The sequence below is a fragment of the Nocardioides sp. zg-DK7169 genome (genome assembly GCF_013155365.1).
Classification (GTDB): domain Bacteria; phylum Actinomycetota; class Actinomycetes; order Propionibacteriales; family Nocardioidaceae; genus Nocardioides.
Genome location: NZ_JABJRA010000016.1, coordinates 1 through 26,131 on the forward strand (window position 1 = coordinate 1; position 26,131 = coordinate 26,131).

Annotated in this window: 24 protein-coding genes and 1 pseudogene; 12 read left to right on the forward strand and 13 right to left on the reverse strand. The window is 72.0% G+C overall.

Annotated features, from left to right (window positions below; genetic code table 11):
- Positions 1-391: 391 nt before the first annotated feature.
- The 4 genes and pseudogenes from HOQ23_RS19315 to HOQ23_RS19335 form a co-directional block, all read right to left on the reverse strand.
- Complete coding sequence (locus HOQ23_RS19315) at positions 392-1,159, reverse strand: CHAP domain-containing protein (protein ID WP_172217031.1); 768 nt, start codon at positions 1,157-1,159, stop codon at positions 392-394.
- A gap of 290 nt (positions 1,160-1,449) precedes the next feature.
- Positions 1,450-1,929, reverse strand: a pseudogene (locus HOQ23_RS21045) (C40 family peptidase).
- On the reverse strand, positions 1,926-3,248 hold the full coding sequence (locus HOQ23_RS19330; protein ID WP_172217125.1) for an ISL3 family transposase: 1,323 nt from the start codon (positions 3,246-3,248) through the stop codon (positions 1,926-1,928). Before HOQ23_RS19330 ends, HOQ23_RS21045 begins: the two are co-directional and overlap by 4 nt.
- A gap of 232 nt (positions 3,249-3,480) precedes the next feature.
- Positions 3,481-4,800, reverse strand: coding sequence for an HNH endonuclease signature motif containing protein (locus HOQ23_RS19335; RefSeq protein WP_172217037.1), 1,320 nt, complete (start codon positions 4,798-4,800; stop codon positions 3,481-3,483).
- A 121-nt stretch (positions 4,801-4,921) separates the two neighbouring features.
- Between HOQ23_RS19335 and HOQ23_RS19340 the strand changes: the two genes are divergently transcribed.
- The 9 genes from HOQ23_RS19340 to HOQ23_RS19380 all read left to right on the forward strand — a co-directional run bounded on the left by HOQ23_RS19340 (position 4,922) and on the right by HOQ23_RS19380 (position 13,398).
- Entirely contained in the window at positions 4,922-5,626 is a 705-nt protein-coding gene (locus HOQ23_RS19340; protein ID WP_172217039.1) for a hypothetical protein, read from the forward strand.
- 178 nt (positions 5,627-5,804) lie between these two features.
- On the forward strand, positions 5,805-6,335 hold the full coding sequence (locus HOQ23_RS19345; protein WP_172217041.1) for a hypothetical protein: 531 nt from the start codon (positions 5,805-5,807) through the stop codon (positions 6,333-6,335).
- 155 nt (positions 6,336-6,490) lie between these two features.
- The gene (locus tag HOQ23_RS19350; RefSeq protein ID WP_172217043.1) at positions 6,491-7,108 is read left to right on the forward strand and encodes an RNA polymerase sigma factor; all 618 of its coding nucleotides are present in this window, start codon (positions 6,491-6,493) and stop codon (positions 7,106-7,108) included.
- Positions 7,105-8,124, forward strand: coding sequence for a CU044_5270 family protein (locus tag HOQ23_RS19355; RefSeq protein ID WP_172217045.1), 1,020 nt, complete (start codon positions 7,105-7,107; stop codon positions 8,122-8,124). Before HOQ23_RS19350 ends, HOQ23_RS19355 begins: the two co-directional genes overlap by 4 nt.
- 46 nt (positions 8,125-8,170) lie before the next feature.
- Entirely contained in the window at positions 8,171-8,833 is a 663-nt protein-coding gene (locus HOQ23_RS19360; protein WP_216654462.1) for a DUF6629 family protein, read from the forward strand.
- A 142-nt stretch (positions 8,834-8,975) separates the two neighbouring features.
- The gene (locus HOQ23_RS19365; protein WP_172217049.1) at positions 8,976-9,410 is read left to right on the forward strand and encodes a hypothetical protein; all 435 of its coding nucleotides are present in this window, start codon (positions 8,976-8,978) and stop codon (positions 9,408-9,410) included.
- A 79-nt stretch (positions 9,411-9,489) separates the two neighbouring features.
- On the forward strand, positions 9,490-10,650 hold the full coding sequence (locus tag HOQ23_RS19370; protein WP_172217051.1) for a sigma-70 family RNA polymerase sigma factor: 1,161 nt from the start codon (positions 9,490-9,492) through the stop codon (positions 10,648-10,650).
- 40 nt (positions 10,651-10,690) lie between these two features.
- Complete coding sequence (locus HOQ23_RS19375) at positions 10,691-12,067, forward strand: PQQ-binding-like beta-propeller repeat protein (RefSeq protein WP_172217053.1); 1,377 nt, start codon at positions 10,691-10,693, stop codon at positions 12,065-12,067.
- 176 nt (positions 12,068-12,243) lie between these two features.
- Positions 12,244-13,398 (forward strand): alpha-hydroxy-acid oxidizing protein, encoded by a 1,155-nt coding sequence (locus tag HOQ23_RS19380; RefSeq protein ID WP_172217055.1) that lies wholly within the window; start codon positions 12,244-12,246, stop codon positions 13,396-13,398.
- A gap of 10 nt (positions 13,399-13,408) precedes the next feature.
- On the opposite strand, the gene HOQ23_RS19385 is transcribed toward HOQ23_RS19380, so the two are convergent.
- Both HOQ23_RS19385 and HOQ23_RS19390 read right to left on the reverse strand, forming a co-directional pair.
- Positions 13,409-13,801, reverse strand: a complete 393-nt coding sequence (locus HOQ23_RS19385) for a hypothetical protein (protein ID WP_172217057.1) — start codon at positions 13,799-13,801, stop codon at positions 13,409-13,411.
- A gap of 116 nt (positions 13,802-13,917) precedes the next feature.
- The gene (locus HOQ23_RS19390; RefSeq protein WP_172217059.1) at positions 13,918-14,112 is read right to left on the reverse strand and encodes a hypothetical protein; all 195 of its coding nucleotides are present in this window, start codon (positions 14,110-14,112) and stop codon (positions 13,918-13,920) included.
- 73 nt (positions 14,113-14,185) lie between these two features.
- On the opposite strand from HOQ23_RS19390, the gene HOQ23_RS19395 reads away from it, so the two are divergent.
- Positions 14,186-15,073 carry a matrixin family metalloprotease gene (locus HOQ23_RS19395; RefSeq protein ID WP_172217061.1) on the forward strand — a complete coding sequence of 296 codons (888 nt, stop codon included), beginning with the start codon at positions 14,186-14,188 and terminating at the stop codon, positions 15,071-15,073.
- 93 nt (positions 15,074-15,166) lie between these two features.
- On the opposite strand, the gene HOQ23_RS19400 is transcribed toward HOQ23_RS19395, so the two are convergent.
- The 5 genes from HOQ23_RS19400 to HOQ23_RS19420 form a co-directional block, all read right to left on the reverse strand.
- On the reverse strand, positions 15,167-15,832 hold the full coding sequence (locus tag HOQ23_RS19400) for an AIM24 family protein (protein ID WP_172217063.1): 666 nt from the start codon (positions 15,830-15,832) through the stop codon (positions 15,167-15,169).
- Positions 15,833-15,890: 58 nt separating this feature from the next.
- Positions 15,891-17,528 (reverse strand): APC family permease, encoded by a 1,638-nt coding sequence (locus tag HOQ23_RS19405; RefSeq protein WP_172217065.1) that lies wholly within the window; start codon positions 17,526-17,528, stop codon positions 15,891-15,893.
- Positions 17,529-17,625: 97 nt separating this feature from the next.
- Positions 17,626-17,976 (reverse strand): DUF202 domain-containing protein, encoded by a 351-nt coding sequence (locus tag HOQ23_RS19410; protein WP_172217067.1) that lies wholly within the window; start codon positions 17,974-17,976, stop codon positions 17,626-17,628.
- 10 nt (positions 17,977-17,986) lie between these two features.
- Positions 17,987-18,349: a YidH family protein gene (locus HOQ23_RS19415; RefSeq protein ID WP_172217069.1), complete on the reverse strand. Its 363-nt coding sequence runs from the start codon at positions 18,347-18,349 to the stop codon at positions 17,987-17,989.
- A 55-nt stretch (positions 18,350-18,404) separates the two neighbouring features.
- Complete coding sequence (locus HOQ23_RS19420) at positions 18,405-19,673, reverse strand: HNH endonuclease signature motif containing protein (RefSeq protein ID WP_172217071.1); 1,269 nt, start codon at positions 19,671-19,673, stop codon at positions 18,405-18,407.
- 330 nt (positions 19,674-20,003) lie between these two features.
- Here HOQ23_RS19420 and HOQ23_RS19425 point away from each other — a divergent pair, with 330 nt between their 5' ends.
- Positions 20,004-20,702: a GAF and ANTAR domain-containing protein gene (locus HOQ23_RS19425; RefSeq protein ID WP_172217073.1), complete on the forward strand. Its 699-nt coding sequence runs from the start codon at positions 20,004-20,006 to the stop codon at positions 20,700-20,702.
- A 103-nt stretch (positions 20,703-20,805) separates the two neighbouring features.
- Positions 20,806-21,129 carry an STAS domain-containing protein gene (locus HOQ23_RS19430; protein WP_172217075.1) on the forward strand — a complete coding sequence of 108 codons (324 nt, stop codon included), beginning with the start codon at positions 20,806-20,808 and terminating at the stop codon, positions 21,127-21,129.
- 26 nt (positions 21,130-21,155) lie between these two features.
- On the opposite strand, the gene HOQ23_RS19435 is transcribed toward HOQ23_RS19430, so the two are convergent.
- Both HOQ23_RS19435 and HOQ23_RS21355 read right to left on the reverse strand, forming a co-directional pair.
- Positions 21,156-22,325 carry a hypothetical protein gene (locus tag HOQ23_RS19435; RefSeq protein WP_172217077.1) on the reverse strand — a complete coding sequence of 390 codons (1,170 nt, stop codon included), beginning with the start codon at positions 22,323-22,325 and terminating at the stop codon, positions 21,156-21,158.
- A gap of 215 nt (positions 22,326-22,540) precedes the next feature.
- On the reverse strand, positions 22,541-26,131 hold the full coding sequence (locus HOQ23_RS21355) for a M14 family zinc carboxypeptidase (protein WP_172217079.1): 3,591 nt from the start codon (positions 26,129-26,131) through the stop codon (positions 22,541-22,543).

A 26,131-nucleotide genomic window follows, 5' to 3' on the forward strand; every position in this document is an offset into this window, starting at 1 on the left:
CCCTTGCGGGCCACGGCCACGACGTCGTCGCGGAACTCCTTGGGATAGGGCTTTGCCACGGGGACATCCTTCCGCTTGAGGTCGAAACCTCAGAGGTCAGGTGTCAACTCAACTGGGGGCAGTCCCCCGCATCCTCAGCGGGGCTCGACACTGCGCGGTAACCGAGTCCAGCGCTGCCTCTGCCTGCTGCTCTCCGGGATCCTCATCACCGTCGAACGTCGCAGCGAGCCGGAGAGCAGCTTCCAGCGCTTCGCGCGAGGTGGGTAGCTGAGTGCGCAGCGCTTTCACTCGGCTGGGAACCAGAAAGGCCGCCGGCTAGGCCGGGCCCTGCCAGTGCAGGGTTCCGACCGGCCGGCGGCCGCTTCCGGACATCGGGGGCTCAGAGCTCAGGTCAGCGGACCGGGACCCCGGGGATCACGTAGCCGTTGATCGTGTTCGCCCAGCCGCCGTAGCGCAGTCCCCACTCACGGCTCAGCTCACGGATGCCGATCGTGCCGACCCGGCCGGAGCCGGCCGCGTCGGAGGAGCGGACCCGGCCGTTGCCGAGGGAGATGGCGATGTGGCCGTAGCCGCTGCTCCCACCGGTCCAGTAGACCGCGGCACCTCGCGGGGGGTTGTGGTCGCCGCCGTGGCGACCGGCCGCGTTGTGCCACGCCGTGGCGGCGTCGGGGAAGCGCGCCGGGATGCCGGCCTGCTTGCGCGACCAGGCCAGGCAGTAGCCGGGTGCGTTGGCCTTCGCGCGGGACGCAGAGGTCACGGTCTCGCGGGCGTTGTTGGGCGCGACGGGCAGCCGCGCCTGTCCAGCCGCCAGCCCCCGATGTCCACTACGGGAGATCGAGGAGCGACCGTTCCCGGCCTTCTTCTTCGCCTGCACCCGGAACGTGACCTTGTGCTTGGCCTCGCTCTTCTTCCCGGCCTTCTTGCCAGCCTGGTGGTTGGCGTTCTGCCCGGACTCCGAGCGGGTCTTCTGCCCGGCCTTCTGGTCGGGCTCCTCCTCGGGCCTCAACTTGGCCTTGGCAGGCTCGTCCTTGACGCGAGCCGCCATGAGTTCCGGCTGAGCCTCGACCGGAGCGTACGCCGCGTTCTCGACGTCGGCCGAGTCGACGGTGCCGCTCCACCCGAAGGAGACGGTCACGAGGGCGGTCGCCGTGATGGCCACGACGAGCGAGCCGACCAAGTGAGACGGCTCCAGGAGGCGACGGAGGAACGTGTTCAGGAACGCCGACAAAACAGGGCATCCATTCTTCTGGGGGGTGGGTCGGACCCAGCGAGGAAAACGCGCGAGCGCATCCTCAGATCCGGTTCCGAGCAGCTTCGCAACTTCGCTTCCGCTGCCATTTAGTACAACAAGTCGGCGTGGCAGGACTTTCCTTGTTCAGGAGTGAGTCCGGTCATGCGGGAATAATCCCGGCGGCGACGTCATGAGGTCACGGCCATCGGCCGGACCGGTCAGCGAACCCGGCCGAAGGAGACCGAGCCGGCCCAGATCGAGGCGCGCGAGACGCGCTTGCCGGTGCCGGGGGCGTGCCCGACGGTGTTCCCGCCGGCGTAGATCGCGACGTGGTAGACGCTGCCGCCGCTGTGGAAGAACGCCAGGTCGCCGGGGCGCGCGGCGCCGCGGCTGATCCGCCTGGTGTGCCCCACCTAGGCGCTGCTGGAGTGCGGGAGCGCCTTGCCCACGGAGCGGTAGACGTACTGGGTGAGGCCGGAGCAGTCGAACCGGTTCGGTCCGGCGGGGCCCCAGGCGTACGGGTCGCCGTCCTGGGCCCGGACGGCGCGCATCACACGCTCGCCGCGCGAGGGCAACGGAGCCGCCGTCATCTGCTCGACGGGGCGACCCTCATGGGTCTTGCGCTTCGCGTGCCCAGCATTCTTGCCCGCATTCTTACCGGCCTTCTTCAGCGGCGCGGCGGCCGATTCCCGGCTCATCCCAATCCAGGGTGTAGTCGCGGTCTGAAGCCGCCGGTCTCGAGCAGGCTCCTGGCGATGTAGTTGGTGAGGTTGCGGAACCCGAGCGCGGAGCCGCGGAGGTGTTCGAGTCGGCCGTTGATCGCTTCTGTCGGTCCGTTGCTGGTGCCGGGGCGGTCGAAGTAGGCGAGGACGTCGTCGGCGCGTTTCTTCAGCGTCCGCCCGAGGGTCGTGAGCTCGACCAAGGCCTTCGGGACGCCGCTGCTGACAGTGGCGATCAGCTGGACCATCAACTCGCGCCCCTGGCTGCGGTCCTCGTGCCGGTACGCGGCGATCATGCGCTGGTAGATGCCCCAGGTCGCCTCGACCTCGACATGCTCATCGGCCGCGAACAACGCCCTTAGCCGCGTGGCCTGCTTGTCGGTGATGAGCTCGGCGCCGGTGTGCAGAGTCCGGCGTGCGGTGTAGAGCGGGTCGCTCTTCATCCCGCGGTGTCCGTGGATGGCCTGCTGCACACGCCGGCGGCACCGGTCGAGTGCGTCGCCGGCCAGGCGCACGACGTGGAAGGGATCCATGACCGCGACCGCGTCGGGGAGCTCCTCGGTGGTGGCGGTCTTGAAGCCGGTGAACCCGTCCATCGCGACGACCTCGATCCCGTCGCGCCAGGAGTCGGGACGGGCGGCGAGCCAGGTCTTGAACGCCTCTTTCGAGCGGCCCTCGACCATGTCGAGCAGCCGCCCCGGCCCGGTCTTGTCGCGGATCGGGGTGAGGTCGATGACCACCGTGACGTACCGGTCGCCGCGGCGGGTGTGGCGCCACACGTGCTCATCGACGCCTACGACCTTCACGCCGTCGAACCGGTCGGCGTCGTCGATCAGGACCCGCTTGCCCTCGGCCAGAACGGCGTCGTTGGCGGTGTCCCATGCGACATCGAGTCCCTGCGCGATCCGGGCGATGGTCAGGTGCTGCACCACGAGTGCTTCGAGTGCCCACCGCAGCCCGCGGCGCGAGAGCTTCGCCCGTGGCTCGGCCGCACGGGTGGTGTCTTGGCGCCACACGTGCCCGCAGCCGGTGCAGCGGTAGCGACGCACCGTGACCTCGAGGACGGTGGGTCGCCACCCGAGAGGCTCGTGCGCGAGCCGACGGATGACGGTGTCGCGAGCAATGCCCTCAGCGCCGCAGCGACGACACCACTCATCCGGCGTGAGGACCCTGCAGGCGAGCACTGCTCGATCGGGTTCGAGGAGCTGACCGGTCACGACGAGGTCCAGCGCGTCGAGGCGGCAGAACGTGGTCAGGTCCGGGCAGGCGAAGCCCGCCCGGACGGTAGCGTCGGGCATGTCGAGGTCTTTCAGGATGGCGAGCGTAGGAACTTCCATCCTCGGGAGACCTCGACGTCTATCCGGGGACCGCCACGCCAACGCCCGCTACACCCTCATCTGGGAAGAGCCGCGTTGCGGGCGGGTGCGGTGATTGGTGGTTCCCGGACGGCACGTTGGCCGAGCTTGTCGAGACCCGCACACGGGTGTGGCCCCGCCGGCTGGGTGCTGACGGGGTCCGGGGGCGGTGGATCTACTCGTCCGGCGGGTGCGCGGTGACGAGGCTCGTGGTGCCGTGGTCCTTGATGAGGTGGAGACCGTGCGGGGACCGCCAGAGGTACGTCGCGGCGTCGGTCTTGTCGTAGGTCCAGGCTGTGTGGGTCTTGGCCCGATGGTGTCGCCGGCACAGCGGCGCAAGATTGCAGCTGCAGGTCGCGCCGCCGTCACCGTGGGCGGTGACGTGGTCGGTGTCGCAGCGCCGGGCGGGGCGTTCGCACCACGGGAACGCGCACACCGGTTGGGCGAGCTTGGTCTGCTCGGCCAGTTTGCCGGGGACCGCGTAGGTGTCGGTGTGGTGGTGGGCCTCGAGGTCGATGACCGGCTTGATCACGACCTGCGCTTCCGGGCTGTTGCACCAGTCGCGGACCTGGTCGGTGGAGACGACGGACCGGGTCTCCTCGACCTTGGCGAAGCCGGCCTCGTCGCGACCGATCGCGGCGTGGGAGAGATGAACGTGGATGACGACCTGCCGCGGCTTCACCACTGAGGCTGCGGCCTCACCAGCGCTGCCGGCCTCGGCGCGCAGGTCGAAGGCGAGCTGCCGGCGGGCGAGCTCGCCGGCAGCCATCGAGCGGCGTACGTCCAACGACTCGGTGGACCCGAGCGCGGCCAACTCCTCCGCGCCCTGGCGGATCGCGGTGTCGAGGTCGAGTCCGTCGGCGAGGTCGAGGACACCCTCCACGTGGACGATGCCGCGGGGGTTGGCCTCGTCGGTGCGGACGTCGAACCGGCGGCCGTCGGCAGCCGCGCGGCGCTCCTTCTCCGCACCCTCGGGGTCGAACGTGACGCGGGCCTGGTCGACGAGCCGGTCGATCCCGGCCCAGCTGATCTTCCCCACGAAGCCAGCGAGCTGGCGGTCCACGAAGTCGGCACCCTCGACCGGAAGGGTGGCGGTCAGCTGCGCCAGGCGCCGCGCCCTCCATAGCGGCACCTCACCGGCCCGGACCAGCTTCCACGTCCGCTTGAGCCGGTGGGCCAACTCGAGGGCATCTCCGACCAGGGTCCGCGCGGAATCGGTCGACAGCCCCAGCGCGGCGCCGAACTCCATCGGCGCGAACTCCGCGACCAGCGGCGTCCCCTCACCCGCGAGTGGAACGGCCATCTCGCCAAACACCGGGCCTTGGGAACCGTTGGTCGAGCCTGTCGAGACCGACTCCTCCGGATGCATCGCCGCCCACACCAGGGCCGCTTCCAGGACGTCGATCTCCGCCCGCTGGGCCGCAACCCGACGGCGCTGTGCGAACGCCAGCACGGCGGCTGGGGTGTCGCAGTCGGAGAGCTCGGAGTCGGCCATGCCTCATACTACTCGAACGCACGTTCGATGACAAGAGGTTCTCCACCAGCGCCTCAGACGAGGGTCGGTGCCATGATCAGCGCGTATGCGACCGGGTCATCGGCCGAGGAGGTGGAGCGACGTGCGAGCCCGACGTGTCGCCTGGTGGCTGGCGGTCTGGGGGACCGCCCTGGCGACCACGGCGTGCACCGGTGATGGTGCCGGCCAGGAGCTGGGGAACGACCGGGAGGGCGCGAGCATCAGCGAGCTTTCCGAGAAGACCCTCGAGCCAGTGGTCGAGGACGATCGGCCCTTTGCCGCACCCACCAGCGACGCGCCCAGCGGCCCCTCCCACTCGAAGCCGGTGCCGGCCGAACCGACCGCCGATGAACTCGCCGAGGCTGCGCAGGGCCCGTTCGACCGGTACGGCGCCGAAGTCTTCGCCCTCACGCTGAGCCACGCCATGGAGGATCAGACGGAGGGCACCGGGCCGGAGCTGTTCGAGCAGTACCTCGCCACGGACCTGCCGGAGCTGGCCGCTCGGATCATCTCGGATGCGAGACGCTGGCCCGGCAACAGGACGGCACCGGGTGAGACGGCATGGGTGAGGTCGCAGGCATCGGGGGAGCAAGACAACACCTTCGTCGTGCATCTCATCGAGCTCGTCGAGTCACCGAGACTCAACATCGACGGGGAACCGTTCTACTTCTGGAGCAGCAACCTCCTGACGGTCGCCCACGGAGCAGCCGGCTGGCAGCTGGTGGACTTCCAGCAGCAGCTCGCGTCAGAGAAACGTGACTTCAGGCCTCCGAAAAAGGGAGCCTGGCGCCCAGCGAAGGTCCGCTAGCTCGTGTGTCCCAGCATCACCTCAGGCGCCCCAGATCAGATGTCGCCGGTCGGTGCAGCAGCCTTCCTCGAACCGCTGGGGCATGGTTGGCTGAGCTCGACCGCCAGCACCGCACAAGTACGACGCGGCCTGGGACACCGGATGCGGCTGGCTCAGGGTCTTTCACAAGGAGCGCCTCATGCGTAGGACGTCCCGTCTCGCCCCGCTCGTGCTCGTTGCCGCGCTGCCGCTCACCAGCTGCAGCGGAGCCGACGAGCCTGACACCTCGAAGGCGGACCGCCTGACCGCACAGACCACGGAGTCCACCGAGCCCACGGAGTCCGCCGCGCCCCCCGCTGGCGACCCGACCTCCTCGGACGCCCCGGCGTCGGAGGAAGCTGTGTCGGTCTCGGCGGACACGATGACCGCGTGGGCCAGGGAGTGGAGCTCCATCGAGCGGACGGTGGCGGAGAAGATCGATCCCAAGGACCCCATTAGTGGGCTCTGCGTCGCCCTGGGGGCCCCCGACCCGGCTTGGTTCGGCCTGCGCGACATCGACGCGGACGCGAAGACGGGCAAGATCGTGTTCGGGGTGAACCCGGATCTCGACGCGGCGTACTCGTGCAACGAGAGCGACGCGGCCGTCGTCGTCGACCTCGCCTCCCGTGAGCCGATCAAGGGCGCCGCGCTGTTCGCCGAGATCAAGGCAACAGCCGAGGCCACCAGCTGACCCGACACCCGCCGCGGGCCTGCTGCACGCACGCGCGGATACGTCGTGCGAGCATCACGCTGATCCGCGCGGGGAGAAACCGAACCCGGGCGCCGCCGCGGACATTACCTAGTGTGAGTCCATCGCCCCCGCACCGAACCGAGCGCTCCTCTGACATGGCCGACCTGTCCGTGCGCCAGCAACGGGCCCTGTTGCGGGCCGGGGACCACGACGTGTTCTCGCAGCTGTTCGGTGCCCACAGCGACGAGGTCTTCGCGGCGGCCCTCCGGCTGACCGGGAGCCGGGCGTCGGCCGAGGACGTCACCTCCGAGACCTTCCTCGTCGCCTGGCGCCGACGCGGTGACGTCGAGCCGAGCGACGTTCCGCTGCGTGGGTGGTTGCTGGCCATCGCGGCCCACCACGCCATGAACGTGACCCGCGGTCGACGCCGACGCCTCGCCTTCCTCGGCTCCGACCGGGCCCGTCCCGGCGTCGTCGCCGACTTCGCCGACGAGGCCGTGGGTCGGCTCGACGACGCGCGGCGACTCGAGCGCACGCGTACTGCGCTGGACGCGCTGACCCGCCGTGAGCTGGAGGTGGTCAGTCTGTGCGTCTGGTCCGAGCTCTCCTACCAGGAAGCGGCCGACGCGCTCGGCATCCCGGTCGGGACGGTGCGCTCACGGCTCAACCGCGCCCGGGAGAGGCTCCGCGTCCTCGTGGCCGACCCCGACGTGGCGCCGCCCCTCTCGCCTGCCCCTGCGCACCCCCACTCCACGAACCGAGGCCCCCGATGAACGACGTCGACCTGCTGCCGCCCCCGCCCGCCGGAGCGCCGACCGCCGCCGAGCGCGCCCGTATCGAGCAGGCCCTGCGCGAGAACCTGCGGGCCGAGGTCCGCGCCGAGCGGCGCGCAGTCGTGCGTCGCGACCGCGTCGCGACCGTCGCCGTACCGGGGTTGGTCCTGGCCTGCCTCGGCACCGTCGCTGCGCTGGTCCTGGTCGTCGCCGGGACGCCGTCCTCCCCGCCCGTCGAGGCTGCTCGACCGATCGTCGCGTCGGCTCCCGCCGTCGACGTCCTCGAGGCGGCCTCGCGCCGTCTCGCCCAGACCGACGTACTCGCGCCGAGCGCCGACCAGTTCGTCTACGTGCGCAGCATCGCGCTCACCAACGAGGGCGCGTACGACGGCGAGGTCGACCTCGGCGACCGGCACACCCGCGAGATCTGGCTCAGCCAGGAGCCCGGCTCCACGAGCGACCAAGGCCTGATCCGCGAGTTCGGCCAGGACTGGCCGATCTGGGGCGGCACCGGCTCACCCGTAGGCATCCGCCGTCCGACCTACGCCTACCTCGCCTCGCTGCCGAGCGACCCCGACGCCCTCCTCGACGAGCTGACCTCACAGCTCCCCACGTGGGACGACGCGCGCAGCACCGACCAGGTGCTCTTCGACGCGATCGTCGACCTCGTCAGCGAGGGGCTCGCGCCGCCGGACACGACGGCGGCGCTCTACCGCGCGCTGACGCGCATCCCGGGCGTGGAGGTGGACGACGACGCGCGCGACCTCCTCGGCCGCCCGGGTATCGGCATCACCCGCACCGAGGACGTCTTCCTCACCCGCACCGTCCTCATCATCGACCCGTCGACCGGGGAGACCATCGGGGCCCGCTACCTGATGTCGACCCCCGCAGGCGACGAGGTCTTCGGTGCGACCGCCGTGGTCGCCCGGGGCGTCGCCGACGTCGTGGGACGGGTGCCGGACGACCCGGACGAGATGGTCGAGGCGGGCGGGCGGAGGCGCGCCGCACCGGCCTGACGTTTGGTCGGTCGGGCCGGGGTACCGCTCCAGCGTGTGCTTCTCGATGAGCGCCGATCTGACCGCCGGGGTGGCCCTGCTCCCCGTCGCGGCGATCTGCCTGCGCGAGGTGCGCACGGCCCGGGAGCTGCCGTTCGCGTCGCTGCCGCTGCTCTTCGCGCTCCACCAGCTGACCGAGGCCCTCGTCTGGCACGGTGCGTCCGACTACGTCTCGCCCGGGGTCCAGCACGCCGCCGCGGTGATCTACGTCCTCTTCGCCTTCCCGGTCCTCCCGATCTTCGTGCCGCTCGCGGTGCTGCTGCTCGAGCCCCAAGGACGGCGGCTTCGGGTGGCGCCGTTCGTGCTGCTCGGCGCGGTGGTCGCGGCGTACCTGCTCTGGGCAGTCCTCGACGGCCCGCTCCTGGTCAGGGAGGAGCCGCACGCGCTGGTCTACGACGTCGACCTGACGTACGGGCCGATGTGGGCCGTGCTGTACGTCGTGGCGGTGATCGGCCCGTCGGTGCTGTCGGGCTACCCCTCGATCGTCGCCTTCGGGCTGCTCAACCTCGTCGGGCTCACGGTCGTCGCCATCGTCTACGTCCAGGCGTTCGCGTCGCTGTGGTGCGTCTACGCGGCGCTGACCTCCGCACTGGTCACCGTGCACATGGTGCGGCGCCGCCGGCTGCCGGACATCCACCGCCTCGAGGGTCGGGGACTGGCGCGGGCCTGAGACGGCGGTCATCGGGGAGCGGCGACTCCCGCCCGCGGGGTCCCTGTCTGCTCTAGACTCGCCCGGCTGCGGCGTACTTCTCCGCAGGTCGCTCGTCGCGTCACCACGGCGCCGCGGGACCACGCACACGGGGGATGCACGGATGAAGATCTCGAGGAACGCCATGGCGGTGTCCGTCATGACCGCCGCGCTGTACGCCGCGACGCTCGCGCCCGCGGCGGCCGCCGACGACGCGGGGGAGCCCGAGGTGCCGCCGGACAGCGTCATCATCGAGTGCTTCCCCCAGCGGCTGAACATCGGCGTGCCCGCCGTGCAGAAGCAGGGGACGCGAGCGACCGTGCGGGTGCGGGTGTCGCCGAAGGGAAAGGCCGCGGTTGGCACCCTCACCCTGCGGATCAAGGGACCCGGCGGGAAGCACGTCAAGCGTGCCGTGGCCACGCTGGACGGCAGCGCCACCACGCAGACCTTCCGCACGAAGCGACTGCACAAGCGCGGCGCCTACCGCATCACCGTGCGGTTCGAGGACACGGCGACCGGGTCCGGGTTGACGTCCAACCGGACCCTGCGCGTGCGCTGACCCCGCGTACTGGTCCGCCGGGCGTCGCCCCGCAGCAATCCCGATGTAAGAACCGGTCCGCCGCCGACACTTGCGGGGTGTGACAGCAACCGACACGACCACCGGATCGGCGGAGTCGACGACGATGAAGCACGCCCGGTTCGAGGCGCTCTACCGGCAGGAGGCCGACGGGATCCTGCGATACCTGCGGTATCGCGTCGGCCCCGACGCCGAGGACCTGGTCGCCGAGACCTTCTCGATCGCCTGGCAGAAGCTCCCGCACCTTCCGGACCCACCCAGACCCTGGCTCCTCGCGACCGCGCGACGGGTCAGCGCGAACCACCTCCGTGCCCGGCGCAGACGCCGCACCTTCGAGGTCAGCGACCTCGACGAGGCGCTCGCGACGACGGGGAGCAGCGCCGACGACGTGCACCGGCGACGCGACCTGGTCGCGGGGCTCAGGAGCCTGCCCCCGCTCGACCGGGAGGCGATCGTGCGCCGGCATCGGCTGGGCGGTCGACGCCGGCTAGCTGTACCCGGTCGGCGCAGCGGTTTCGCCGCGTGCATGGTCCGGTGCTCCGTGGGGGAGGGTCTGCGCATGCACGATCGCCGTGACCGCCGATCCTCCTCGCTCGAGGTCGCCCTGGGCCTGCCGTTGCTGCCCTTCGTCTGGGCGTGGGACCTGCTGCGCTGGGTGGGTCGTGGCGTACGCCGCGTGGTGGCGGCGATCGCCGGCGCCGTGGCGCGGGTGCTCGCCGCGCTGGGGCGTGCGGTGTCCTGGCTGTTTCGGCCGGTCACGTGGTTGTTGAAGGCGGTGCGCGACGCGCTGCGCCCGGTGGCCGAGCTGCTCGCCCGGTGGGGCGCTGCCGTCGTTCGCGCGGTCGAGAGGGTGCTGCTCGCGCCGTGGCGGTGGCTGACGGCGGCGTTCCGCGCGCTCGGCCGGTTGCTCCTGCGCCCGTTCCAGTGGATCGCGGCCGCCTGGGCCGCGTTGCGCCGTTGGGTGGTCGCGGCGGTAGCGCCGGTCCTGCAGGCGCTGCGCGCGGTGTGCCTGGCGCCGTTGCGGTGGGCGCGGGCGGCCGCGCGTGCGGTCGGCCGGTTCTTCAAGAGACTGTTCGCGGCGCCGGTCAGGTGGCTGCGCGCGCTCGTCCTCACCCCGGTCCGCCGCGTCCGGGACGCCGTACGACGGGCCCGGCGGCGGGTGGTCGACGCCCTGCCGCGGCCCCGCCTGCGTCGTCGTCCGTCCGACCCGGCGGAGGGCTGATGGGGTCGAGCGCCTGTCCGATGGAGGCAGGGTGCGGCCCGTGATCATCCGTCGGCACTGGCAGCCGCTCCTGGCGGTCGCGGTCGTGCTGCTCGCGGCCCTGGTCTACGTCGGGCAGGACCGGTGGCGGCACCGCTGCGGCGCCGCCGCGGAGACGCTCGACGCGAACGAGGTCGGGCAGGTGCTGCAGCCCCCGGACGCGATCTCCGGCGCCGACCCGAAGCTGCTCGACGCGCTCGAGGCGCTCCCGGCGCCGTTCGGGTCCCTGGTGGCCGGACGGGTCTTCGAGAGCTCGATGAGCCGCCCGGTGGTCGGGGCGGTCGACGACGACACGGCGTACCTCGCCTCCGGCGGCGAGCTCCTCGACGGTGAGTACGACGGCCAGGTCGTGCTCACCGACGTCGCGACCGGGGCGGCCCGGTGGGGCGTCGGGGTGCGCGGGTACGGCGAGGGCGGCGGCCCGGTCGGCGACCTGTTCCTGACCCTGGGGATCCCCGAGGACCGGGCACCGCAGCTGGCGGCGTACGACGTCGCCTCGGGCGACCGGGTCGCCTGCACCGAGATCGGGGAGGACACCGAGGCCCGCTTCGACCCGCCCCTGGGCAGCACCGCGGTGCCCGGGGGCGACGTGGTGGTCGCACGCGCGGGCCCCGAGGGGCAGAACCAGCTCGCGATCAGCCGCCTGGACCCGCGCTCGGGTGAACAGCGGTGGAGCCGCGTGGTCGAGCACCGCGGTCCGCGAGCCGTGCTGGACGACGCCGGCCCGGTCGTGGTCGCCAGCGCCTTCGGGGCCAGCGACCGGCCGTGGACCACCGCGGTGCCGTCCCCGCTGGTGCAGGGACTGACCGCCCTCGACGCGGAGTCCGGCGAGCCCGCGTGGACCTGGCCCACTGCGGTGCCGGATGGGCGCAGCGTGCAGGTCAAGGTGGTGGGCACCGACGCGGAGGCCGGCCGCGTCCATGCGATGGTCCGCACCTGGGCGGGCCAGTCTGCTTCCTCCCTCCGGATCCGGGTGGTGGCGATCGACGCCGACGGCTCCGAGGCGTGGTCCCGGAGCCTGCCGGGGGGCCACTGCGACGCCGCGCTCTGGGGCGAGCTCGTGGTCACGGCCTGCGGGACGCCCGCGCTGACGGGCCTGGATGCCGCAACCGGCGCTCCCCGGTGGACCACCCGGCGCGTGCTCGCCCACCCGCACACGCTCGATGTCAGCGGTCGGCCGGCCGTCGACCTGGGCGACGGCACGCGGCTCCAGCCCGCGGCGGACGACCTCTACCGCATCGACACCACGACCGGGCGGGCCACCGCGGTGGCGACCGAGGCCGAGCTGCTCACCTACGTGGCCGAGGTGGAGGCGGTGGGGGAGCACCTGGTGCTCTCCACCGCGAGCGGCGTCTTCGTCTTCGAGCGCGAGGACTGAGGCGCCGCGCCCCCGCGGTCTGCCCGGGACGTTTACCTTCCGCGGCAGCTGGTTATCGGTTCCGTGCAGGCGCGAGCCCGACTTCTCCCCTCACGCAGCGTGGAGGCCGGGCTCGCGCCATTTTTTCGTCTCCGCGTTCCTCCGCACCTGTTGCCGGCGGCCGTTAGGGTCCGCGAATGGCCTACGGCGACTACCAGATCGAGCTCTACTTCGCAGCGCTCCAAGGGGTGCTGCCGCGGATGCCCTTCGACCACGCCGCGCTCGAGCGGGACGCGCTCGCGGCGATGCCGCCCGAGCTGCGCACCTACGTCGCCGGCGGGGCGGGGGATGAGTCCACCCAGCGCGGCAACGTCGAGGCGTTCGGTCGCTGGGCCCTGGTGCCGCGGATGCTCACCCGTTCCGCGGAGCGGGACCTGTCGATCGAGCTGTTCGGCAAGAGGTTGTCGACGCCGCTGCTGATGGCGCCGGTCGGGGTGATCGGCCTGTGCACCCCCGACGGGCACGGCGACATCGCGACCGCCCAGGCGTCCGCGCAGACCGGCGTACCGATGATCGCCTCGACGCTGATGAACGACCCGCTGGAGGACGTCGCCCCGCACACCGGCGACACCCCGTCGTACTTCCAGCTCTACACGCCCAAGGACCGCGACCTCGCCGCGAGCCTGGTGCAACGCGCCGAGAAGGCGGGGTACGACGGCATCGTGGTCACCCTCGACACGTGGGTGCCGGGGTGGCGCCCGCGCGACCTGGCCAGCGGCAACTTCCCGCAGCTGCGTGGCAAGGCGCTCGCCAACTACACCTCCGACCCGGTCTTCCAGGCCATGACCGGGCCCGACCCCGACCCGGGCACGGTGGTGTTCACCTGGGCCGGCACGTTCGGCAACCCGTTGTCGTGGGACGACCTGGCCTGGCTGCGCTCGCTGACCGACCTGCCGCTGATGCTCAAGGGCATCTGCCACCCCGACGACGCCCGGCGGGCGCTCGACCACGGCGTCGACGGCATCTACTGCTCCAACCACGGCGGCCGGCAGGCCAACGGCGGCGGCTCCGCGCTCCAGTGGCTCCCGGCGGTCGTCGAGGCGGCCGGAGACGCGCCGGTCATCTTCGACTCCGGCGTCCGCTCCGGCGCCGACGTGGTCAAGGCGCTCGCGCTGGGCGCGACCGCGGTCGCCGTCGGCCGGCCCTACGTCTACGGGCTCGCGCTCGGCGGAGTCCCCGGCGCCGTCCACGTGCTCCGCTCGCTGCTGGCCGAGACCGACCTGACGATGGCGGTCGACGGCTACCCGACGCTGGCCGACCTGGTGCCGGAGGCGCTGCAGCGGGTGGTGTGAGCGCGGCGCCTCAGGTGAGCCGCGCCAGCTCGGCCAGGTCCTCCTCGCGGACCGTGACGGTCAGGAGCCTGCCGGTGTGGTCGCGGATCGGGGTCCGCCACCCGGTCAGCCGACGCCGTCCGCGCTGGACGGTCAGCGGCCCGGGGTACCGCTCGAGGGGAAGCGTGAAGTCGGCGGGCACGCTGATCAGCGCCGCGTCGGTGATCGCCAGGACGAGCGGGACCACGCCAGCGCTGGTGGTCACCCACCGGACGGTCTCCCGCGGGCGCAGGTAGAGGAAGAACAGCTCGCGGCGGCGCAACAGCTCGCGGCGGGCGTGGCGCGGCCCGCGCATCCCGCGCGTGCGGGGATCGAGGTCGAAGGCGTCGTAGGGCTTGAGCGACTCCGGTCCCTCGTGGCTCATCGGTGTGGCTCCTCGCCTCTCCGCGACTTCGCCAGGCGCAGGCTTCTCACTGCGTGAGGATAGGGACGCCGCCGGCGGTCGGGGGCGCGTTTGCCCGAACGCGGCGGGAGCCGTGCTCACTCCGCGTGGTCCGGGTCCCTGCGCAGCCAGTCGCGGGCCAGCTCGTCCTCGGCGACGGGGACGTCGCCGGTGGGGAGGTAGAGCCGCTCACCGTCGAGCTCGAAGGACGGCAGCGCGTCGCGCCAGGCGACGTACGACGGCGACGCGCGCGCCGTGTCGAGCGGGGTGTGGTCCCGGTGTTCCTCTGCCATGGACGGACTCCTCGCCGCGAGCCTACGCTTCGTGCAGCATCACCCACGGCGCTCGGACGCGGAGGTGGCTGGCATGACGGGACCCGACCAGACACTGGCCGCGCGGGTGCTCCAGGAGCAGCCCGAGCTGGTCGCCGTGGCGGAGGGCACGAGCGCGTACGGCGAGCTGACCACGGCCCTGCGTCCGGTGGAGCTGAGCATCGACGGGCGCACCTACGTCGTGGCCGAGGGCGACCTGCTGCTGGATCGCGACGAGCTGCACCTCTACGCGCTGCGCCGCGAGGCGGCGCGCGACCGCGCCGTACCCGACCCGGCCCCGTCGGTGCCGCTGGAGCCCTCGGCGTCCCTCACCGGGATCTCGGTCGGCGGCTCCGTGGCGCGCTGGGAGGACCCGACCTCGCTGCACTACTGCGTGCTCGAGCAGAGCTTCCCCACCCGCGAGCAGTACGAGACCGTCCGTGACGCCGTCGCCGCCGCGACCGCCGACTGGGAGGCCACCTGTGGGGTGCGCTTCCGCCACCTGTCCCAGCACGACGGCGCGGAGCCGTCGTCCCCGCTGTCCGACCTCGACCCCACGCTGGTCTTCGCGGTCCGCTTCGTCGACGCCCAGGGACAGTTCCTCGCCTCGGCGTTCTTCCCGACCAGCCCGCCGGAGCGCCGCCGGCTGCTCGTCGACCCCAGTTACTTCGAGCCGGGGCTGCGCTTCGACCGGGTCGGCATCATGCGCCACGAGCTCGGCCACGTCCTCGGCTTCCGCCACGAGCACATCCGCAGCGGTGCGCCGTCGCAGTGCCCCGACGAGGACACCACCGACACCATCGACCTGACGCAGTACGACCCGCGCTCGGTCATGCACTACTTCTGCGGCGGCGTCGGCACCTCGGACATGCAGATCACCGCTCTCGACCGCGAGGGCGCGCAGCAGCTCTACGGCCCGCCGCTGCCGGGGGACGGCGGCTGACCTCCGCTGGAGGCGCCACGATGGGTCACGAACGACAGGGATCTGGGCCGATTCGGTGTCGTTCGTGACCAATCGTCGGTGAGGCGGGTCCGCTCAGTGGCTGTGCGGCGGTACGACCCGGCCCTCGCTGGCCTGGACCACGACGAACCCCTTGCCGCTGAACGCGAGCTGGAAGGCCTCGCCCGACCCGCGCCCGATGAGCGCGCCCGCGCCCGCCGTGCGCCGCACGCCCGTGGTGAGCGACGCCGACCAGGCGACCGCCGCCTGCACGTCGGCGTACGTCGGGGCGTCGACGTCGAGGACGACCGGCGTGCCGTGCGCGGTGATCGCGACGGTCCCGGTGCCGGTGAACGTCGTGTTGAAGATGCCGCCGGACAGCATCGACGCGCCCTCGACCCGCTTGATGTCCCAGGACAGCGACGAGTCGAAGGCGAGCACGTTGCGGCCGTTGACGGTGAGCGCGTCGTCCTCGAGGCGGATCAGGTGGATCTCGTAGGCGTCGTCGGCGAGGAAGACGTCGCCGCGCCCGGAGACCTTCATCAGGGGCATCCCCTCGCCGGTGAGCGTCTTCTTCAGGAACTTCCCCATGCCGCCCGCGCCCTGGTAGGCGAAGTCGACCTGGCCCTGGTAGGCGACCATCGAGCCCTGCCGCGCCATCACCTCGCCGTCGAGGGCGACGCGGAGCATCCGCGGGTTCTGCAGCGTGAACCGGTCCCTGCTGGCCGACTCGAGGTTGGTGCCGAACAGCTCGCCGCGCATGGGTCTCCTGTAGGTCTGGGGGCTCGTGACGTGGGCCGCACAGTAGCGCCCCACCGCGTCACGACTGGCGCGGCGCGACCGCCGGCCCGGGGTCGGCCCGGACCTCGGGGACCCCGGCGACGGCAGCGGCCGCCTGGGCGGCGGGCAGCGCCGAGCGCACCCCCCATTCGAAGAACGCCAGCGAGAACACGGCGACCGCCACCATGTCGACACCGTTGGGCAGCCACTCCCGGCCCCCGCCGAACCGGCCGGCGAAGGTGAGGGCGAGCAGCCCGACGTAGTAGGGCCCGAGCCAGAGCACCGACGGCAGCGACAGGGAGCGGCCCAGGGTCGGGTCGCGGGCGATGCGACAGCCCAGGACCACGGCGCCGGCGGCGATCGGGATGGTCAGCTTGATCATCGTGTCCCAGCCGGTCCAGTAGATGATCAGGCCGACCACGATGAACGCGACCCGCGCCAGCACCGGCAGCGCAGGGACCCGGAACGGGCGTCGCCGCTCGGGGACCTGGCGGCGCAGCGCGACGACGGTGATCGGCCCCATGCACATCGACAGCACGATGGCGCCGGAGTTGAAGGAGAGCAGCTCCGACCAGCCGTCGCGGAACGCGAGCAGCAGCGCCATCCCGACAGCGAGGTTCAGCACCATCGCGCGCATCGGTACGCCGTGGCGCGACAGGGCGGTCATCGTGCGGGGGAACAGCCCGGTGTGCGCGACGGCCACTGCGAGCCGGCCGGTGGAGGCCGTCGAGACCAGGCCTGCGCCGAACGGCCCGAGCACCGCGTCGGCCACCACCAGCTTGGCGAGGGCGGCCATGCCCAGGCCGGTGAGCAGGGCGGCCAGCGGCCCGTTCGCGCCACCCTGGCCGAGCCCGGCCCAGCCCCGGTCGAGGTCGTCCGGGGCGACGGCCCCGATGAAGCCGAGCTGGAGGACGGTGAACAGCACGGCGCAGATGAGGATGCCGCCGACGAGGGCCACCGGGATGGTTCGCTGCGGACGCCGCGCCTCCCCGGCGAGGTCGAGCGCGTGGCGGAATCCCAGGAACGCGAAGACGACGCCGCCGGTGGTGATCGCGGCCAGCACCCCGGTCATCCCCTCGGGCGCGAACCCGGTCTCCCGGATCGGCTCGGTGGAGAACCTCGTCAGCAGCGCCACCGCGATCACGATCGGGATCAGGAGCTTGATCCATGTCAGCGTGGTGTTGACCCGGGTGAAGATGGCCACCCCGAACGCGTTGAGCGCCGTGAAGAGGGCGAGCACCACCGCGGCGGCCGCGATCCCCGGCAGGCTCAGCGCGCTCTGCCCGTTCGAGGACGTGCTGGCGACGAAGAGCCAGCCGAACGACGCGTCGTTGCTGACGTACTCGAGCATCGCCTGCGTCTCGATCGGTGCGGCCGTCACGTAGCCGACCCACGCCACCCAGCCGGTCGCCACCCCGACGCCCTGCCCGTGGCTGAAGGTGGGGAGCAGCCCGAGACCGCCCACGACCGGCAGCATCGCGGAGACCTCGGCGAAGACCAGGGCGACGGTGACGAGCATCAGGCCTGCGATCGGCCACGCGAGGATCGCCGCGGGACCCGCCTGCTGGGCGGCGAACAGCGGGGCGAACAGCACACCGGAGCCGACCACGCCACCGACTGCGACGAAGGTCAACCCGAGAGTGCCCACCGAGCGTGCGGGGGCGTGTGACTCGTCCATCGCTCACCACGGTAGGCACGCGGCGTCCCGGCGTACCCGGCCAAAGGACCCGGCTTCTTGCCTCTCTCCGTGGTCCTGCGCGGGGGAGGAGCGAGCGTCAGGTGAACAGGTGGGACGCCTCGACGGCGGCCGTGAGAGCGGTGGTCGCAGCGAGCAGGAAGGTGGGGCCGCCGATGGCGCGGTAGACGCGGAAGTAGAGGTCGTCGTCGTAGCGGCGCCAGCCCTCAGCCAGCACCCAGAACGAGAGCAGCATCATGGGGACCAGCGGCACCAGCGCCGCCGCCCCCAGCTCGGACCAGGTGTGCCGGGCGGTCCCGGCGGCGACGACGACCAGTGCCATCGCCGTGCGCTCCCAGGACAGGGTCGTCCGGTCGTCGACCGAGAGCGGTCCGCCGACACTGACCCCGTCGTCGTCCGACTGCGGCGAGCTCGACGGCGCGGTGGGCATGGCGCTGCCCTCACAGCCACGAGGCGATCAGGACGGCAGCGATCCCGACCACCACCATCACGAACATGATTCCGAACACGGGCGGCGGGAGCGAGGCGCGTCGGCGCATCGCGCGCTCGACCAATCCCCAACGCGCCCACGCCATGAGGGCGGTGACGAGTGCGAGGCCGACCAGCGCCAGCGCGATGGCGTCCTGCAGGCGAGAGGGGATCGAGAGCTTCACGACGTCGAGGGCGACCCCCGCACCCAGCAGCGCCAGGGCGGTGCGTACCCAGGTCAGGAAGGTCCGCTCGTTGGCCAGGCTCGAGCTGTAGTCGGGGTCGGAGCCCTGACCGTAGACCCAGCGTGGCCGGCGCCCACTTCTCTCGCGCATGCATCCAGTGTTGCCCCCGAGTCCCCCGGCGGGGAGGGTCCGAATGCCCTGTCCCTCACGTCCGTCTGGCGAAGCGGAGGTCGCCGTTCGGCATGCGTTGGTGGAGGTAGCGGTCGTCGTGGATCAGATGGTGGTGGTGGGAGCAGAGGAGGAGGGCGTTCGCGAGGTCGGTCCTCCCGCCCGCTGACCACGGCTTCAGATGATGTGCCTCGCACCAGGTGGCGGGGATCGAGCAGCCGTCCGCGCGGCACTCCCGGTCGCGGATCGCGAGCGCCTTGCGCTGGCCGGGGCTGAACAGCCTCGTGGCGTGGCCGAGGTCGAGCGGGACCGAGCGGGTGCCCAGCACGGCGGGCACGAGGCCTGCGGTGCAGGCCAGTCGCCGGGCCTCGCCGGCGGTGATGCGGGAGCCGTCCGCCAGCGTCGCGGTGCCGAGGCCGGCGGTGAGGGTGGCGAGGTCCATGGTGATGACCAGCGTCGTGGCATCGCCGCCGTGCAGCGGCAGCCTCGCCGGGTCGAGGGCCTCCATCAGCGCGCAGAAGGCCTCGCCGAGGCGTCGTTCGTAGGGCACCCGGCGCCCGTCCGCCTCCGCGGCCACGGCCTCGCCGGTCTCCTTGCGGGGGTTGGTGAACGCCTCCAGCATCGTGGTCAGTCGCAACGCGACGCTCTCGGGGACGCGGGCGCGGATGAGTGCGGTGCCGTCGCCGAGGTGGTGCACCTTGAGCGTCGTACGCCGTCGGGCGGCGCGTTCGGCGGCCTCGAGCTGGCGGCGTTCGAGCTCCTCGGCCCATTCGGGTGCGATGGTCTCGAGGAGTCGTTCGCCGAGGCGTTGCAGGGCGCGGGGGCCGAAGTCGGTGGCCTGCTCGACGAGGTGGGTCTCGGCGCGGGTGAGGACCTCTGCCCACTCCTCGGCGGGGATCTCGATCAGGTCGCGTGCGCAGAGCAGGTCGTCGAGGGCGGTGACGATGACGTGTCCCTGGTCGAGGCTGAGGCGTCCGTCGGCGAGCGCGGTCCCGAGGTGGTGCCAGCGCTGGTCGCAGGCGGTGCCGAGGCGTTGTGCGCGTCGGGCGGTGGTGTGGGTGGTGTGGGTGCGGTGGGCGACCCAGGCCGCGACGTCGCGGTGTCCCTCGGCGTCGGCGACGTCGTCGGCGCAGGCGATCACGCGTGCCTGGAGCGCCTGCGCACGCGAGGACACCCGCGCCATCAGCACCAGCGCCCGCCGCTTGTCGGCGAGGGGGAGAAAGGTCGGGTCGAGGCCGGCCAGCTCGTCGAGGTCATCGCCCAGGCGCTCGACACCAGCGACGTAGGGATGGACCGTTCCGGTCATCGACGCCTCCCGGGACCAAGCGGTTCTGAAGTGGCTTCCAGTCCAATCGTACTCCAGTTCGATTTGATTCGGAAGGACCGATCTGCTATCTGGGGAGAACCTCCTCGCCGACTTCGGGCCGGTCGAGCGCCGCGCACTCACCGAGGTCGAGCACGACCCGTCCGTCTCGGGACCTCCCGGAGCCCCCGGGGCCCCCGGAGCCTCCGAGAAGCACCGTTTGCGCAGGTCAGGCGTACACTGAGGAGACGACGCGCGGACCACGAGGGTTCGCGCCGTCAGACGTGTCGTGTCTCTCGTGAACGCTTCGCCTGTCGAGCAACGGAGACCCGCATGAATTCGTCGTCCCTCCAGACCGCCGCCGCACTCACCGCCACGGCTCGCGAGCTGCACAAGCCGCGCTCCTTCGATGAGACCCTCGACGTCGTCGTACGGTCGACGCTCCAGGCGCTCCCCGTCTTCGACCACGTCGGCGTCTCGATCGCCCACCGCGACGGCAGGGTGGAGACGCTGGCCGGCACCGACCGGTTCGTGTGGGAGCTCGACGAGCTCCAGCACCGGGTCGGCGACGGCCCGGGCGCGCACGTGATCAGGCAGGACCCGGTCGTGCTGGTCGAGCACCTGCGCCACGACCAGCGCTGGCCGCACTACGTCACGCACGCGGTCGGAGCCGGCCTGCGCGCCCAGATGTGCCTGCGCCTCTACACCGAGGAGGACACTCTGGGTGCCCTCAACCTGTACTCCACCAGCAGCGAGACCATCGACTCCGAGTCCGTCCAGCTCGCCGAGCTCTTCGCCTCCCACGCCGCGACCGCGTTGGCCCGTGCCCGCCGCGAGCACGACCTCCAGCAGGCGCTGGCCTCGCGCAAGGTCATCGGCCAGGCCCTCGGCATCCTCTCCGAGCGCTACCGCCTGGACCAGGAGCGGGCCTTCGACTTCCTCGCCCGGACCTCCTCGACCAGGAACATCAAGCTGCGTGTCCTCGCCGACGAGATCGTCCAGGACACCAACGCGCGGTACGCCGCCGCCTGAGGACCGTGGGGTGGTTTCGGGAGGCCGGTCGCGGGGGATGCTTGGTGCTGTTTCGCGCCGGCTTTAGCAGAAGGGCCGGGTGTCGACTGTGCTCAGGACCCTCATGGCCATCACCCCGTTCCGTTCCCGCTACATCCCCGACCGTGGCCTCGTGCTCTCCGGTGACATCGACGAGCTGTCGGTGGACGCCTTGTGCGAGGCACTCGAGTCGCACGCCGGTCCGCTCGTCGTCGACCTCGCCGCTGTCACCCACCTGGCCAGCGTGGGGGTCGGTGCCCTCGTCGCCGCCGTACGCCGTGAGGAGGGGCTCCCCGTCACGCTCGTTGCCCCCGAGGGATCCTTTGCCCACGTGGTGCTGGACATGTGCGGGGTGCCCCACTGGTCCGCCGCGCCCGAGCACGAGGCGGACGTCGTCGACGCCCACTGACCCGGACGGCCGGGACGGAACCCCGGTCAGGGCAGCCCCGGCGCCTCGTCGAGACCGAGCGCCGGCCAGGCGCCGCTGACGAACGTCTGCAGGTTGCCCCAGCCGGTGGCGCCGGTGTGGGTGTCGTGCACGCGGATCATGCAGTCACGGAACTGGTTGATCTCCTCGACCACCTCGCGGCGCGAGGTGTCGGCGTAGTGGTTGCCGTCCTGCCAGTACTCCCCGCGCCACGAGCCGTTCCGGTCGCCGTTCGGGCGGTGGTAGAACCCCGCGCCGAGGTGGAAGCCGGTGTCCGAGATCGGCTCGGCCACCAGGTCGCGGACGCTCCCGTCGGCCATCGTCAGGTGGAACGTGCCGCCGAGGAAGCGCAGGTTGTCGGGGTCGAAGCGGATCTCCGGGTCGATGCCGACCAGCAGCTCGCGCCGGCCGTCCGCGTGCTCGAAGCCGCCCTGCGCGCGCACCTGGCGGAACCCGGGCGCGGAGAGGTCGAGCAGGTACTGGTGGAAGCCGTAGGTGTGGCCGTCGGGGTGCTCGAGGTGGATCGGGTTCCACACCGCCAGCACGCTGCCGGTGCTGAGGTCGTTGGCGCCGGTGGGCAGGTCGCGCGGGTCGTCGCCGACGCTGGGTCGGATGCCCCACGAGTGGTCGCGGGTCATCACCCACTCGCCCGGCTCCACGACGGTGCGCACCCCCTCGATCTCGACCCAGCCCTCGGCGACCACGCCGATCTGGTGGTAGCGGATCTGGTCGGCGGTACGACGGGAACCGGTCGGGTCGCGGCGGTCCTCGCGCTGCTCGGTGACGCAGGGGACGGTGCCCGCGAGGACCAGGTCGTAGGCGACCGGCTGCTCCTCGTTGGCCTCCAGCCGCACCCGGACCCGCTTCAGCGGCTCCAGGACCTCGTAGCGGATCGGGCCGACGTCCACGGAGTCCGGCGCGGAGGACAGCGACCGGCTGGCCCGCACGGTCCACTGCTCGACGCCGCGCGCCACCCCGGCGTAGCCGTCGACGACGTTGCGGTTGACGTACTTGCCGAACCCGAGCCCGATCTGCACCGAGCCGTCCTTCGCGGCCGCCATCAGGCAGACCTTCTCGGCCCAGGCGAGGTCGGTGTGGGACACCGTCGCGAAGGTGTCCACGATCTGGTGGGTGAACTGCTCGTCGGCCGCGGTGAGCGGCCCGATCGATCCTGACATCGGCACTCCGGACGCGCGGGGGTTCGCGGCGCGGTTCCCGGCGCCGACGACGGACGTCCGGACCCTACTGGCGCGCAGCCCCGGCCCGCGGGGGTTCGTCCCACTCCGCCGATCCGCTCCACCGTCCCACGCCCGCGCCGTACGCCGACGGGGCCGGCAGCACCCTGAGGTGCTGCCGGCCCCGCCGGTCGTGCTGGGTCGTGCTGGGTCGTGCGTCAGCGCACCACGCGGACCACCTTGCGGGTGTTGGACGCCTTCACCAACGCGTTGCCGGCGTAGCGGACCACGAGGGTCTTCTGGCCGGGCTTGCCGAGCCGTGCCAGCGTCAGCACCACTCGACCCTTCGCGTTGGTCGTCCCGCGGGCCACGACCTTGCCACCGGAGCGGACCACGACCTTGCCGGTCACGCTCGCGGAGGCGGAGACCTTGACCGTCAGCCGGGCGCGGGTGGCCGGGGTGATCCGGGCCGGGGCTACCTTCTGCACCTTCGTGCTCGAGGCGACCTTCACCACGGCCGCGGGGGTCACCCGCACCGTGACCGGCGCCGAGGTGGCGGCGGCGGTCAGGTCGTCACCGGTGTACGACGCGGTGACCGACACCGACCCGGCGGTGGGGAACGGCCCGACCGGGCCGCTGGCCGTGCCGTCGGCGCCCAGGGTGAGGGTGCCGATGGTCTCGGCGCCGGCCTTGAGCGTCACGCTGCCGGACGGGGCGAGGTCGAAGTCGTTGGTCGCCGTCACCGAGACGGTGGCCGTGGACGTCTGGCCCTGCTTGACCGTGGTGGGCGCCATCGACAGCTCGACGCTCGCCTCGGCCTGCGCCGGCTCCCACTCCGGGTCCGCGATCCACTTGCGGTAGCGCTGGTCGGAGGCGTCGGCCGGGTCGTAGTCCGACTCGACGTTGCCGGCCGAGTCCACGGCGTACCAGTAGATCGGCGTGCCGACCGGGACGCGGACCCGCTCGCCGCCCTCGCGGGCACCGCCGGACTCCCACCGGGTGGCGTTGGCCTCGGTGGGTGCCGAGCCGTCGGTCGTGTAGTAGATCTCCGCCGCCTCGTCGGTCTCGAAGACGAACTCGACCTGGGCCGGGTCCGAGGTCTCGACGAACTGCAGCGTCGAGGTCGGGCCGGTCACGTCGAGGTCCTGGTCGCGGGCGACCCGGAGCAGCTCGACGATGCCGTTGGCGTACTCCATCGTCTCGTCGTGGGCGCCGGGGCCGGTGGGCGTGAGCGCCTCGAACGGGGGCTGGAAGGTCCGGCCCACCTCGAAGCTCCAGCCGTAGAGGCCGTACTTGTACCAGCCGAGGTCGCCGGAGTTGCCGGCCGCGGAGTACAGCACGTCGACGATCGGCCCGGTGCGGGCCGGGGTGACGCTCATGCCGCGGTGCCGCTTGATCGCGGTCAGGATCCGCTCGGAGGCCTGCCAGAAGTAGGCCTCCTCGCCGACGGTCGGCCGCGGGGAGGTGACGCGACCCTCGGCCTTGTACGCACCGGGGGCCCACATGAAGTAGTCACCCGAGGAGTGCATGTTCATCGAGTACCGCATGTTCGGCTTCGCCATCATCCAGTCGACGTTCTGCGCCTCGGGCTCGGAGAGCTCCGCGGGACCGGCGAAGGTGCCGCTGGTGCAGTTGGTCGTGGAGGCACCGGAGTAGCCGTCGAAGGCGCTGTACTCGGTGTAGTTGCGGTTCAGGTCCACGCCCCAGTTGTTGCGGGAACCGACGTCGTAGCTCTCGCCCTCGGGGCAGTACCGCGTCAGGTTCTTGCGCTGCGAGGCGAAGTCGAAGAACGAGTAGTGCCCGCCGTCGGGGTTGATCGACGGGGCGATCCAGATCTCCAGGTTGTCGACCAGGTCCCGGGTCGGGGCGTGGGTGGCGTAGTTGCGCAGCAGCCGCTCGGCGACCTCCACGGTGACCAGGGGCGGCACCCACTCGCGGGCGTGCTCCTGGGCGTAGGCCATGACCCCGGGCTTCGAGCCGTCCCGGGTCTTGCCGATCTTGAGCGCGTAGACCGGGTGCGGGTCACGGGAGACCCACGCCGGCGCGTTGAGGTTGTCGCTCAGCTCGATCACCGGGGTCGCCCGGACGACGCCGGTGCCGGCCTCGGTGCGGTACGGGTAGGCGTCGACCAGGGTCGAGGCCTCGGGGTCGGCCGCGATCGCGTTGACCACGTCGATGGCCGTGGTGGTGATCGCGCCGCTCGCGTCGGTGGCCACGCTGATGGTGATCCGGTTGTCGCTCACGGTGACGTCGAGCGCCGCGTCGGGCGTGCCCGGGTCGACGATCTGCGCGCTGAGGGCGTTGCCGCCCTCGTGGCCCCAGGCGAGCGACTCGATGCCGACCCGCGAGGCGTCAGGCACGGCCTCGGCCGGGACGAGCTGGCCGGTCACGGCGTTGCCGCCGTTGCGGATGCGGGTCGCGTCCATCAGCGAGATGCCGACGGTCGGGATCGTGATGGTCTCGCCGCTCGTCGGGGTGGCACTGCCGCTCGGCGCGGACGCCAGACCGGTGGTGGCGTTGACCAGGGCGACGGCGACCGCGCCGGCGTTCTGGGCGTTGAGGACCTTGTCGGCCAGCGAGCACTCACCGCGGTCGATGACCGCGATCGCGCCGGCGGGCAGGCCGGTGATCGGGCCGCAGCCCATGGTCGGCGTGGCGGCCGGCCAGGCCGCGTTCGCCGCGGACGTCACCCGACGCAGTACGACGGGTGCCGCCGTGGTCTCCGCGGTGGGCAGCAGCGACGCCCAGGCGCCGCTCGACGCCACGGCGTACGGGATCTGGACCTGGCGGCCGTCGATCGTCGCGGTGATCTTGTTGGTGTCCTCGAGCAGGGCCTGCGCCTTGCGCCGGTAGCCCGCGGACTTGTTCGGGAGCTCGACGACCTCCGCGAGGTCCGGGAAGTCCTTCCCGAGCTGCTTGAGGCGGTCGTAGAGCTCGGTCGGCACGAGGTACTTCGACATGTAGTCCTGCTGGTAGCCCGGCCCCTTGAACGGGTCCTTCTCCGAGCCGGTCCGCAGCCAGTCGTTGACCTCCACGATCGTCACGTCGCCGCTGGGGCTGGTGATCCGGATCCGGTCGGGGCGCACCGGCTCGCCGCGCACGTCGACGTGCACCGGCGAGGCGCCGAGGTGGTACATGTACACGCCCGCGTCGACGAAGCGGCTGATCGTCTGGGTGCCGCCGGAGCCCATCGGGGTGCCGGGGCCGCTGTCGCGCTCGACGGTCAGCGTGGTGGGGAGGTCCTGGCCGAAGTCCCACTTGGCCTCGACGGAGAGCGTGCCGACGCCGAAGGCGGTGTAGTAGTCGGCGCGGATGATCTCGATGTCGGAGGCGTCGGGAGGGGTCGAGCCGGGGAGCGCGCGCTCGGCGAGGCTCTTGCCCCGGACGCCGGCACGGTTCTCCGCCTTGGTCGCGGCGATGGCGCCCTGCCGCTCGGCGAACGCCCGGGCGGAGTCGGCCTGCGAGAACAGCGTCTCGCCGAACGTGTAGCCGGCGCGGGTCAGCGCCTCGATCTCGCTGTCGGTGACGACCACGCGGACGGTGAGGCCGTCGTCGGTCTGCTGGACGCCGTGCTCGAGATCGACGCCGGTCGCGACCAGGCGGTCCATCTCGGCGGTGTCGGCGAGAAGCACCTCGACCACCATGGGCTCCTCGTCGGCCTGGCGCTCCAGGACGAGGTCGGGGGCGGCCGGTGCGGCGGTGACGGTGGGGCTCTCGGCGATGGCCAACATGGACGTGACCAGCGCGGCCGAGAAGATCAGCGCGGGTCCGCGCGCCTTCCAGCGGCGCCGTCGGGTGGGTTGAGACAT